10 protein-coding genes are annotated in these 12462 nt (G+C 63.0%); 9 read left to right on the top strand and 1 reads right to left on the bottom strand.

Going from position 1 to position 12462, the window contains the following annotated elements; translation table 11 throughout:
* Window positions 1-338 precede the first annotated feature (338 nt).
* Complete coding sequence (locus AWB80_RS22735; RefSeq protein WP_061176911.1) at window positions 339-1745, top strand: replication initiation protein; 1407 nt, start codon at window positions 339-341, stop codon at window positions 1743-1745.
* Between the two features lie 19 nt (window positions 1746-1764).
* Here the strand turns inward: AWB80_RS22735 and AWB80_RS22730 are convergent, their stop codons facing one another.
* Entirely contained in the window at window positions 1765-2940 is a 1176-nt protein-coding gene (locus AWB80_RS22730) for a YbfB/YjiJ family MFS transporter (RefSeq protein ID WP_167390475.1), read from the bottom strand.
* Window positions 2941-3432: 492 nt separating this feature from the next.
* On the opposite strand from AWB80_RS22730, the gene AWB80_RS22720 reads away from it, so the two are divergent.
* The 8 genes from AWB80_RS22720 to asnB all read left to right on the top strand — a co-directional run bounded on the left by AWB80_RS22720 (window position 3433) and on the right by asnB (window position 12351).
* Window positions 3433-5547, top strand: coding sequence for a phosphocholine-specific phospholipase C (locus tag AWB80_RS22720; protein ID WP_061176909.1), 2115 nt, complete (start codon window positions 3433-3435; stop codon window positions 5545-5547).
* 113 nt (window positions 5548-5660) lie between these two features.
* On the top strand, window positions 5661-6269 hold the full coding sequence (locus AWB80_RS22715; RefSeq protein WP_425266877.1) for an NUDIX hydrolase: 609 nt from the start codon (window positions 5661-5663) through the stop codon (window positions 6267-6269).
* A 206-nt stretch (window positions 6270-6475) separates the two neighbouring features.
* Window positions 6476-6604, top strand: coding sequence for a hypothetical protein (locus AWB80_RS45340; protein ID WP_279628665.1), 129 nt, complete (start codon window positions 6476-6478; stop codon window positions 6602-6604).
* Window positions 6605-6705: 101 nt separating this feature from the next.
* A complete protein-coding gene (locus AWB80_RS43455; protein ID WP_143328129.1) occupies window positions 6706-6951 on the top strand; it encodes a hypothetical protein in 246 nt (81 codons plus the stop codon).
* A 95-nt stretch (window positions 6952-7046) separates the two neighbouring features.
* Complete coding sequence (locus AWB80_RS22710; RefSeq protein ID WP_061176908.1) at window positions 7047-7235, top strand: hypothetical protein; 189 nt, start codon at window positions 7047-7049, stop codon at window positions 7233-7235.
* Between the two features lie 314 nt (window positions 7236-7549).
* Window positions 7550-8908, top strand: a complete 1359-nt coding sequence (locus AWB80_RS22705; protein WP_061176907.1) for a glucosamine inositolphosphorylceramide transferase family protein — start codon at window positions 7550-7552, stop codon at window positions 8906-8908.
* A 242-nt stretch (window positions 8909-9150) separates the two neighbouring features.
* On the top strand, window positions 9151-10284 hold the full coding sequence (locus AWB80_RS22700; protein ID WP_061176906.1) for a glycosyltransferase family 4 protein: 1134 nt from the start codon (window positions 9151-9153) through the stop codon (window positions 10282-10284).
* Window positions 10285-10329: 45 nt separating this feature from the next.
* Entirely contained in the window at window positions 10330-12351 is a 2022-nt protein-coding gene (asnB, locus tag AWB80_RS22695; RefSeq protein WP_061176905.1) for an asparagine synthase (glutamine-hydrolyzing), read from the top strand.
* Window positions 12352-12462: the final 111 nt, after the last annotated feature.

Below are 12462 nucleotides of genomic sequence, written 5' to 3'. Positions count from 1 at the left end.
GACTACGCATGGGCAAACGCCGAGTTCCGTTCGTCTGGTTTTTTTGTAAACCTAGACCCTCACACCTACATACAGCGCAGCGTTTTCCCTTGTAAATCAACGTCCGAGCCTGTGGATAGGGACGCTTTTTGTGCTACGCGGGGCGGTTTTTGTGCTGGCGGATACGCAAATTGGGCGGGACGGGGCGGAAATTGTGAAGAACGGGGTGGAAATTGTGATTGAGAAGCGCCGTCGGGGCGGTTTTTGTGCGGCTAAGATCGAAGAAAAGGCGGGGTGGTTTTTGTGTTGACACCCCTGACTCGCCTGTTAGAGTGCCGGGGACCGAAGTGAATCGAAGTATGGACAACCAAAACCTCTCTGTGACCCCGCAGCAGCTCGCGCTGGACATCTACGAAGATATGTCCGGCCAGGGCTCGGCCATCTGCGAATCGTCGAGGGACATTGGTTTCCTGCGCAACAACATCTTCACGCGCGTCGGCGGCCTGGGCATCGCCGCGCGGCGCGTGCTCGATGCGGCCTACTTCATCGTCGCGACCAAGTCCCCCGAAGAACTGATCGACGACAAGGTCTACACATTCACCGCCGACATCAACTATTTCAAATGGCTGATGCGGTACGACAGCCGCAACCACAGCCACCTCATCGCGCAGATGCGAGCCGCGGCCCGCGCTCGCGTCGAAATCATGACGGCGCCGTCCATCGAAGAGCTGACTGAAAAGGACTCGTGGGGCACCATCAGTCTGCTGGGCGACTGCTACATCGAGCGCAACGTCGTTTGCATTCTGCTGGCGGGGCGCGTCATCAAGTATCTGATCAGTCCGTACAAGGCGCATTGGCTGAGCCTGCGCGCATCGACGGCTTTTTCGCTTTCCCTTGCCCGGGCGATCTACGACCGCCTCATTCCGTGCGAAGGCCACGGCGTGACAGAGTGGTTTGCGTACGAAGACGTGCTGGAGTGGCCGGGGAAGGTCGGCGAGTCGCGTAAGGAAGTGAAGGAGTTCAAGAAGCGCTTTCTCGAGCCTGCCATCGATCAGCTCAACGAAGTCTCGGATTTCGATGTGAGCTGGGAGCCGAACGCCGACCGTGTCCCGGCCGAGAAACTGAAAATCCGCTTTCGCTTCACCAAGAAGCAGGGCGCGGATGCCGCGCGCGCCGGCATTCAGGATTCGATGTACCTGCTGCTGCACAACGAGTTCGCCTTCGACACGCCCGATTTCGAGCGCCTCGCGAAGCGCCGCGATGTCTGGACCGATGAGCGGCTCGAACAGGCCATCGAATACACGCGTTTCAAACTCAACGAAGGCAAAGTGACGGTCAGTCCGCGCGGGTATCTCTTCAAGGCGCTGGAAGGCGGCTACCGGATCGGCGACGCGGATCGGAAGATGGCGTCCATCAAGACGAAGCAACTGGAGGACGACAAACAAGAGCGTCGTTCGCGAGACACGACGCAGGCGCATCTCGAAGCCAGCATCCAGGCCCAGAACGATTCCGCCAAGGCCAAGATGAGCGAAGAGATCAAGGCGGGTCGCGAGTACTTCGAGTCGGTCGACACCCCGGCGCGCAAGGAACTGTGTCAATCGTTCGTCAGCCAGTTGATTCCGCAGCGGCTCATCGAAAAGCAGGGGCTGTCGCGCGAGAGCCTGAGCGCCGACAATATTCTCACCGTCAATCGAGTGGTCGCCGATGCCTTCTGTGCCCATGTCTACGTGAAGATGAAGAAGGCGCGCGCAGGCAGCACGCTCTGACTTTCTTAACGTCACGGATTCATTCGGAATCCTGCTTATACAACGGCTTCTGGCATCTCGCGAGCAACGCGCCCGCCGCGAGCACGAGCGCCGAATAGACGAGCCCACGGGTCAGCCCCACGCTGTCCGAAACCCGGCCAATCACTACCGGTCCGACGATCTGCCCGAGCGCGAACACGATCGTGAATGCGTTGATTCCTCGCGGCCATTGACTGGCCGGCAGATTGTGCCGCACGAACGCCGTCGTCGATGCCACCGCCGACAAAAACGTCGCACCGAACAGCATGCCGGAAACGAACGCCGCCAACGGATGCGCGAGCATCGCGGGGATGACCGTCGCGGCCGCGAGCAGCGCGTTGAGGATGGCGAGCGCCTGTCCGCCGTGCATGCGATCGAGGAGTCCCGACCACATTCGCGCCGATACGACCGTCGCCACGCCCAAAAGAACGTAGAAGCCGCTCACCACGCCGGCGCTCATGCCGGCGTTGCGAAGCAGAGCGACGATAAAGGTCATGTAGCCGATATAGCCGATGCCGAAGCATCCATAACCGGCGAGCACGAGCGCGAAACGCCGCCGTTGCACCGGGACCCCCGAGGAAGCGTTCGCACCGTGACGCGCAGCCGGATGCGCGCGCGCGGTCTCGATCCGGCTCGCGGCCCAGACCGCGAGGCCGGAAAACGCGGCGCACGCCGCAGCGAGCGCGAGCCACGCGAAGCGCCAGCCGTGCATGACGGGCAGCACCGTCAGCGGAACGACGATCGACGAGATCACGATGCCCCAGCCGGTGCCGCCGTAATATAGGCCGATCAAGAGCCCCGCGTCGCGCGGCGACATCGACGCGAGTCGTGCCGCCAGCACGCCGCCGCTCACGAAGATGAGCGCACTGCCGATGCCCGTCGCGACGCGCAGCGCGAGCAGGGCGTCGGTATCGACCGTTGCGCCGCTCGCCGCCATCAGGGCGGCGGTCAGGACGCAACCGGCGACGAACAGCGTTCGCGACGCCACGTGCATCGACAATCGGGAGAAGGCGAGCGCGCCGAGCAGATAGCCGAACGCGTTGGCCGTGTTCATCGCGCCGGCCTGCGCGAAGGTCCACGTGAGATCGAGACGCATCGGCGGGAGCAGGAGCGCGTAGGAAAAGCGCGCGAGCCCGAGCGCGATGGCGCTGCCGAGCGACAGCGCCATCGCAAGCATGAGCGCTTGCCTGCGGTCGGATGCACCGGATCGGACATCGGTCGTGTCGGCATCGTCACGCGGTATCACGCTCTTGTCGTCCTCTGGATGGTATGCCGCCTATGGTATCGCGCTCCGGTCACATCGCTTACACAAGCCGTGGTTAAGCTTCGCAGCGCTGCGTTCTTCTGCACGACTGAAGCCGGAGATTCCCGATGTCGATTGTTCCGAGACGCCAAGTGATCGTGGCGCGATTCATCGTCTGCGCGTGCGCAATCGTTTGCGCCTGTAGCAAGCCGGAAACGGAGTCGTCCTCATCGGTCGCCGCGGCGCGCAGCGAGCCGTCCGACATATCCGCAACGAGCGAACTCCAGAACTGGGCCAGACAAGCCACCGACGGCGCATCCGATCAAGCCGCGCGACCCGCCTTGGCACGGGCCGCGTCGGAGCCGCTCGCGATACCCGTGATTCACACGGTCGACTAACCTTCCTATTCACTTCCCCGCGAAACGAATGAAAAACAAGAACCGTCGAGACTTTCTGCGCGCGGCCGTCGAGGCCGCTGGCGCGAGCGCCGCGCTGAGCGTGATGCCGCTCGGTATCCGCCAGGCGCTCGCGATTCCCGCGAACAACCGTCATGGATCGATCGAGGACATCGAGCATATCGTCGTGCTCATGCAGGAGAATCGCTCGTTCGATCATTACTTCGGCAGCCTGCGCGGCGTGCGCGGCTTCGGCGACAAAAGCGCGGTGACGCTGCCGAACGGCAAGCCGGTCTTCAACCAGCCGATCGCGGCAGGCGCGGGCGAAGTGCTGCCGTTTCATCCGGGCGCGTCGAACCTCGGCCTGCAGTTCCTGCAGGACTTGCCGCACGACTGGGTGAGCGGGCAGGGCGCGTTTAACGGCGGACGGTACGACCAGTGGGTGCCGTTCAAGAGCACGACGACGATGGCGTACCTGAAGCGCGACGACATTCCGTTCCACTATCAGCTCGCCGACGCCTTCACGATTTGCGACGCCTACCATTGCTCGACCAACACATCGACCGATCCGAACCGCTACTACATGTGGACCGGCTATGTCGGCAATGACGGCGCGGGCGGCGGTCCGGTCGTCGACAATGCGGAAGCCGGCTATGGCTGGTCCACGTTTCCCGAAGTGCTGGAGCGCGCGGGCATTTCGTGGAAGATCTATCAGGACATCGGCACCGGGCTCGACGCGAAAAATTCGTGGGGATGGACCGACGACGCCTACATCGGCAACTACGGCGACAACTCGCTGCTCTACTTCACGCAGTATCAGAACGCGCAGCCCGGCAGCCCGCTGTACGAAAAGGCGCGGCGCGGCACGAACGCGGCGGCCGGCGACGATTACTTCGCGATCCTCAAGCGCGACGTCGCGAGCGGCACGCTGCCGCAAGTCTCGTGGATCGTCGCGCCCGAAGCTTTTTCCGAGCATCCCAACTGGCCGGCGAACTACGGCGCCTGGTACATCGATCAGGTCTTGCAGGTGCTGACGTCGAATCCCGACGTGTGGAGCAAGACGGCGCTGCTCATCAACTACGATGAAAACGACGGCTTCTTCGATCACCTCGTGCCGCCGTTCCCGCCGACGTCGAGCGCCAACGGCCTTTCGACCGTCGATACGAGCGCCGATATCTTCGCGGGCAGCGCGAAATACGCGAGCGGCCCTTATGGCCTGGGCGCGCGCGTGCCGATGCTGGTCGTGTCGCCGTGGTCGAAAGGCGGCTGGGTCTGCTCCGAGACCTTCGACCATACCTCGGTGATCCGTTTCATCCAGAAGCGCTTCGGCCGCGCGCACGATCTGGCCGAGCCGAACATCTCGCCGTGGCGTCGGGCGATCAGCGGCGATTTGACCTCCGCGTTCGATTTCCGCAATCCGAACAGCGCGATGCCCGATTTGCCGGCAACGAGTGGCTACTTTCCGCCGGACAAGCTGCGGCATCAGGACTACGTGCCGGTGCCGCCCGCGACGCAGACGCTGCCGATGCAGGAGTCCGGCATTCGCCCCGCGCGCGCGTTGCCCTACGAGCTTTTCGTGCGCACGCGCGCGGATGCGTCGAAAGAAGCGGTTTCGTTCGATTTCGTCAATACGGGCAACGCAGGCGCGGTGTTTCTGCTCTATCGCAACGCCAGCCCGGACGCGCCGCGCACCTATACGGTCGAAGCCCGCAAGCGTCTCGCGGACCGCGTCGCGGCGAATCCGGACGGCAGCTTCGATTTCGTCGTACACGGTCCGAACGGCTTTCTTCGACGGATCGCGGGCAAGGCCGGCGCGCAGCAGCACGGCTGGTGGTCGCGCGAACAGGCGGCGCCGCAAGTCGCGGAAGGCTACGACGTCGCGAACGGCAATCTGCAATTGCGGCTCGAGAATCGCGGGACGGCGGCGTGCACCTTCAGCGTGACCAATGCCTACGATCCGTCGAAGACGATCACGCGGCGCGTGCGGGGCGGCGACACTGCGCAGGTCTATCTCGATCTGCGCGGCGCGCACGGCTGGTACGACGTCGAAATCAAGGTCGACACCGATCGCGCATTTCTGCGACGCCTCGCCGGTCACGTCGAGACGGGCCGCGACAGCATGAGCGATCCCGCGCTCGGCCGATGACGTCGCCATCGACCTGACTCCGGCCGCGCGTTCCCGGCAGCACGCGCGGCAGCAACGCCTTCGCACATCCGCCAAACGCACGCCCCGTGTGGGACTACACACTTACGTGGGACATGCACGCATTGCGCAGCGTGGCGAAGACTGTGAAGATCGTGTGTGCACACCGGTTCAAGGTTGCGATCCAATCGTCTGCGAAATCAAAAATTGGCACACAGCAGACGGGATCGCATCATCGGTTCGATATCGAACTCGGGTGCATCACGGAGACGGGGATGAGAGATCGAGCGACAGTGCTGCTGGTACGTCACCAGTCAGTGCTTCTGGTTCGGGAGCGCGGCGGTCCGTGGCTGCTTCCGGGCGGGACAGTTGGATATGAAGAATTGACGATCGTTGCAGCGATCCGGGCGCTGCACGAAGACACCGGCGTCGCGGCGAGCGCCGCCGCGTTTCTGTTTCAGCAGCCTTCCGCGCAGCACCTTCATCATGTGTTTCGGATCGCGATACCCGACGATGCGAACCCTCGGCCGGAAGCGGGCGGCCGGTTTCGTGACGTGTCATGGGTCGAGGCGTCGCAACTGCCTCACATCGGCACCACGCCTGGAACGCGGGCCATTCTGAATCGCGCGATGGGCGGCGCCGCCGCGCGCGAAACACGGTCCGCGTGGAGCCACAACGGCGCGGAGCACGACGTCTCGACGGGGACCGGCAGGCGCTGGCGTTGACTGGCTGATATAGACGACCGGATCATCCTTTTCTCGTCTGCCGAAATGCGGTAGGCGCGTATTTCGCTGCGAAATGAATACTTTTTCGGCGAAGTTGCGCCTATGCTACCGTTGGAGCGGCCGCTGGCGCTCGTTGTACGATCCGACGAATCGCCGCGAAGCCTGGAGCACGGCCGCGTTCGAACTTTCGGATGGCGGAGGAAACCATGAAGCTCGTCAGCATGTTCGCCGGCACGGTCGGGTTCGTCGCCGTGATCAGCCTTTCGCTGTTGGCAGTAGCGGACATTCTCTTGATGTCGTCGGACAAAGAGGCCGAGAGAGAACGGATCGCCTGAAACCGAGTGTTTCAGATGGCGACTGAAAATCTTCGCCAAAATGAGCTTGCGGCTGTCTAACATACGTCCATATCGGGCGTAATTCATTCAAGTCGCGCAATTTGCCTTTCGAAAACCTGTCCGCGATTAAAAAGCCTGTATCGGTTTCCGAAATCAAGCGGATGAAGCTCGCCCGGCGCGGTTGTCGAGCCATCGACGAAACCCCGACGCCATGGGGCGATTGCCTGCGTCCGGTCAGAAGAACAGAAGTACTTTCACCCGCCTGTTCCGTGCTTTGCGCCGATGAGAGCCGTCCGAAAATCATCCGTAGTGAGATCGTCCAGGAAATTGGCGGATTCGCCGTGTGATAGAATTAGTAATAAACAAAAAATTCTTTCCGTCAAAACTTTCAGCGGCGTGTTTTATCAAAAGCTTGATATAACGCGGTAAGCGCGGAGGAAGCATGTCTGTGGTCGGTGTCATCGGCGCAATTGTCTTTTTCGCAATAATCGGTCTGGCATTGTTGGCCGTGATCGAAATCATCTTCTCGCCGTTCTCAAAACATAAGGCAGACGAACAGGCTGGTCACAGGCGGCCCACGTGGTATCGCAAGTGGCGCGAGGTCGCCGTGCGCCGCGACGAGGCGCCTTGATTCGTCGTATTTTCGCTTTCCGATCAAAAACTTAGACATTTCCCTGACAGCGGCGGCGAGCCGCCCGGGCACACCGTTCCTGGCACATCCGTTCAAATCTCCTCGCATTAATTAGCTGTCGCAACTGTGTGCGATAGCGCACCGCAAGCACTTTCCCCAGACTTTAGTCTTTCTTCGCCGGCACCACGTGAAAAGGACTGTTCATCACTTCAATAAGCGCCGGCTCACAACACATATATAAAGGCAGTTAAGCATTTAGCTAAGGACGGCAAGTCGGTCGATTGGCGAAACTGCCGCTGTCTGAGGGACACAAAATGGCGCAACCCGCATATCCTCCCGTGCTGCAGTGGTGGACGCGCATCGAGAAGCGGCTCTACGGCGAAGCCGACGACGCGCCGCGTGGCGGCGCGCCCGCGCGCGCCTCGCTCGTGGTGCTGTACGACGGACACGAGAACATCGAAGCGCTGTGGAAGACGTTGCTGCAATGCCGGACACCTCATATCCAGATCGTCTGGAAGTCGCCCGAGTCGGGCGAAATGCGCTTGCTTGCGGAGTCGTATGTCGCGATACCGGAGAAGCTGTTCTTCCTGAAGTCGCTTCGGACGAGTCTGCAGCGCGTCGCGGTTCTCATCGAGCGGGCGCAGCGGCGTCTCGATGCCGCCGCGTCTCCACATGCGTTTCCGCTCGTCAACGCAAGGGCGCAGCCGGCGCAACTGTCGGGACTGACATCGGCATGGTTCGCGCTGCGGCATCTGGGCCGCAAGGTGCTGAACCAGCCGCTCAAGCTGCTCGTACAGCGCGGACACTGGGTGCTGGCGTACCGGCGCACGGATTCGCCCGTCGAGCTGCGCGCCGATAGCAGCGCCGACGACGACGTGAGCCGCAACTGGGTCACGCTGCCCGGCATGCCGACGCAGTTCCACGCCGATCCCTTTCTGTGGCGCGGCAAGAACGGCGACTATCACCTGTTCTTCGAGAGCCTGCCCTACGACACCAACCGCGGAGTGATCAGCCATATCGCGTTCGACCCGGCCACCCAGAAGTGGCAGGAAACGCCGCGCGTCGTGCTCGATCGCAACTATCACCTGTCGTATCCGTTTCTCTTCGAGCATGACGGCGAGATCTTCATGATTCCGGAGACCTGCGGCAACCGCACGATCGAGATGTACCGGGCGGCCGCTTTCCCGACCGAATGGGAATTGCACAAGGTCGTCATGCGCGATGTCGTCGCGGCGGATACCACGCTCCATTACGACGGCAAGACCTGGTGGATGTTCACGAGCATCACGGAAGAGGGCGGATCGAACTGGGATGAACTGTCGATTTTCCATTCCGACAGCCCGTTCGGCGAATGGACCGCTCATCCGATGAATCCGGTCGTCTCCGATTGCCGCCTCGCGCGCATGGCCGGCAACCTGTTCAAGGATGCGCAGGGCCGCCTGATCCGCCCCGCGCAGAACTGCGAACGCGAATACGGCGCCGCGCTGACGTTCCGCGAGATCACCGAACTCACGACGACGACGTACGCCGAGCAGACCTTGTCGGTTCGCAATCCGCCGCGTGGCCGTCAGGGGCTGCATACGTGGAATGCGGTCGGCGGGATCACGGTCATCGATATGAAGACTCAGCTGCGCAAATGGAATCCGTGGCGCGGCGCGATGAGGCGCGCCTGACGCGGCGCCTGCCCGACGCTCCGCGCGCGCCGGCAAGGGAGCCGGCGTGTGGGGCGTCGAACAGTGCGCGCCGGGGCGCCGGCATACATTGATGACTCGCCGGAAAACCGCGATAACCCGTTTCCTCCGGCGAGGCAGCCATCGACATAAAAACACACCCGTCAGCACGAGCATTGCCGTCAGCGACGCGCGCGTCGGTTGCCTCGGAACGGGCCTATCGTAGAAAACCGGCAGCCGGGACCATGAAGCTTCTCCATGTCATCGTTGCGCTCAATGCGGACGGCGCTGAACGCATGCTTCAGCGCCTGATCGAGTCGCACATCGAACATCCGCGCTTTCGTCACGTTGTCTGCTCGCTCACGACGACCGGCAAGATCGGCGAAGAACTCGCCGCGCGCGGCATCGACGTGCATAGCCTCGGCATGCGTTCGCCGCTCGGCTTTCCGCGCGCGTTGTGGCAGCTCGTCAAACTGATTCGTCAGGTGCGCCCCGACATCATCCAGACGTGGATGTATCACGCTGATTTTCTCGGCGGCCTGGCAGGCCGGCTCGCGGCGCACAAGCGCATCGTCTGGGGCGTGCGCACCACCGATGTCCGCTCGGGCGGCTCACGCGTGACCGTGCTGCTGCGCAAGATCTGCGCGTGGCTCTCGTACTACGTGCCGCAGACCATCGTGTGCGCGGCGGAGGCGTCGCGGCGGGCGCATGTGTCCGTGGGTTACGACGCGAGCCGCATGATGGTGGTGCCGAACGGCTTCGACGTCGCGCGCCTGAGCGCCACGCCCGAACAACGCAGCGCGATCCGCGAGCAATGCGGATTCGACGACGGCTCGATCGTCGTTGGCATTCTGGGGCGTTTTCACCCGGTCAAGGATCATCAGAATTTCGTGCGCGCGGCGGGCATGCTGGCCGCGCGCCATCCCGATGTGCGCTTCATGCTGGTCGGACGCGATCTCGACGCGAACAATCGCGAACTCGCGGACTGGATCGCGCAGACGGGATTCGCGTCGCGCTTCGTGCTGCTCGGCGAGCGGCGCGACGTGCCCGCGTGCCTGTCCGCGATGGACGTGTTCTGCCTGTCCTCGCGCACCGAGGGATTCCCAAACGTAGTCGGCGAAGCGATGGCGATGGCCGTGCCGTGCGTCGTCACCGACGTCGGCGATGCGGCGATGCTCGTGGCGAATACGGGCGTCGTCGTCCCGAAGGAAAACGCCGACGCGCTCGCGACCGGACTCGCGCGCGTCGTCGACATGGCGCCTGACGAGCGCATCCGTCTCGGTCAACTCGCGAAGGCGCGCATCCACGCCGAATTCACGATGATGCGCGCGCGCGAGCGTTTCGAAGATATCTACCTGCGGCTCGTCGAAGAAAAGTGAGCATCGCATAAGCGTGGCCTCTGGCCGATCTGAAGGAGAACGAATATGTGCGGTATCGTCGGCTTTCTGGGTGGGCGCGGCTTGGGGCCGGGCGACTCGAAGACAATGGTCCGGAAGATGGCGCACGCCATCGCCTATCGCGGACCCGACGACGCGGGCGACTGGACCGATGATCTGCGCGGCATCGCGCTCGGCCATCGCCGGCTGGCGATTCTCGATCTCTCGGCGGCGGGGCATCAGCCGATGTCGTCGGGCAGCGGGCGGTATGTCATCGTCTTCAATGGCGAGATCTACAACCATCTCGATCTGCGCGAAGAACTCGAGGATGCGCAACGCGCGCCCGTCTGGCGCGGCAGCTCCGACACCGAAACGCTGATGGCCGGCTTCGACGCGTGGGGCATTCAGGCCACCATCGAGCGCGCGGTCGGCATGTTCGCGTTCGCCGCGTGGGACCGGCAGGAATGCCAGCTCACGCTCGCCCGCGACCGGATCGGCGAAAAGCCGCTTTACTACGGCTGGCAGGGACAGGGCGAAGAAGCCGCGTTCGTGTTCGGCTCCGAATTGAAGGCGCTGCGCGAGCATCCCGCGTTCGAAAACAACGTCGATCGTGGCGCGCTGACGTTGCAAATCCGCCACGGTTGCGTGCCCGCGCCGTATTCCATCTTCGAAGGCATCCACAAGCTCGAACCGGGCAAGATGCTTTCCGTATCGCTCGAACGGCGTGAGCCGCGCATCTGGTCGTACTGGTCCGGCGTCGAGGCGGCCGTCAACGGCGCCGCGCGCGGCTTCGCGGGCAGCGCCGAGGATGCCGTCGAAGAACTGGAGCATCTGCTCAGCGATGCAATCCGCCAGCAGATGCTCGCCGATGTGCCGCTCGGCGCGTTTCTGTCCGGCGGCGTGGATTCGTCGACGATCGTCGCGCTGATGCAGAAGCAGTCGTCGCGTCCGGTCAAGACGTTCACGATCGGCTTCAACGAAAGCGACTTCGACGAAGCCAAGCTCGCGAAAGCCGTCTCGGCGCATCTCGGCACCGAACACACGGAACTGTACGTGACCGCGCGCGAAGCGCTCGACGTGATCCCGCGCCTGCCGGACCTCTACGACGAGCCGTTCGCCGATTCATCGCAAGTGCCGACGTTCCTCGTCTCGCAACTAGCGAAGCAACACGTGACCGTCTCGCTGTCGGGCGACGCCGGCGACGAACTCTTCTGCGGCTATCAGCGCTATCGGACCGCGCCGGACATGTGGGACAAGATGACGGTCCTGCCGGCGTCATTGCGCAAGCTGGCGGCATCGGGCATCGTCGGGATTTCGCCGAAGCGCTGGAACAGCATGGCGGGGCTCATGGAGCCGATCCTGCCGTCGTCGCTGCGCGGCGTGAAGGTCGGCGACAAGCTGCACAAGGGCGCGCAGCTGCTGTCGTGCCGCTCGCGCGACGAGGTGTATCTGCATCTCATGTCGCAATGGAACGACCCGGCCGCGCTCGTGATCGGCGGCCACCAGCCGCCCACGCTGATGACCGGCAACGCGCCCGCGTTCACCGGACTCGACGACGTGCAGCGCATGATGGCGCTCGACATGATCACCTATCTGCCTGACGACATCCTCACGAAAGTCGATCGCGCCGCGATGGGCGTCTCGCTCGAAACGCGCGTGCCGTTCCTCGATCATCGAGTCGTGGAGTTCGCGTGGCGGCTGCCGCAATCGATGAAAGTGCGTGACGGACAGACCAAATGGGCGCTGCGTCAGGTGCTGTATCGCCATGTGCCGCGGGAGATGATCGAGCGGCCCAAGCAGGGCTTCGGCGTGCCGATCACGCACTGGCTGCGCGGCGAGCTGCGTGACTGGGCGGAAGCCTTGCTCGATGCGTCGCGGCTGCGTCGCGAAGGCTTTTTCGATGCGACGATCGTGCGCGCGAAATGGCAGCAGCATCTGTCGGGCGAGCAAAACTGGCATCGTCAGTTGTGGAACGTGTTGATGTTCCAGCAATGGCTGGAGCATCAGCAGGCATCGTCGATTCCGCTCTTCACGTCACGCGCGGACGATCTCGCGGGCGTCGCGAGTTGATGCGCATCGGCTTAATGAAATGCCCCGCGCGACATGAACTGCACCCCAAAAGTTGGACACAGATCCAACCTTTGGGGTGTTTTTCATGGCGAAGTACAGCGAGGGATTCAG

Origin of the sequence: Caballeronia pedi (genome assembly GCF_001544915.2) — a bacterium.
Lineage (GTDB): Bacteria > Pseudomonadota > Gammaproteobacteria > Burkholderiales > Burkholderiaceae > Caballeronia > Caballeronia pedi.
The sequence above is the reverse complement of the archived record's forward strand: the minus strand, read 5'-3'. Positions and strand labels throughout refer to the sequence as shown.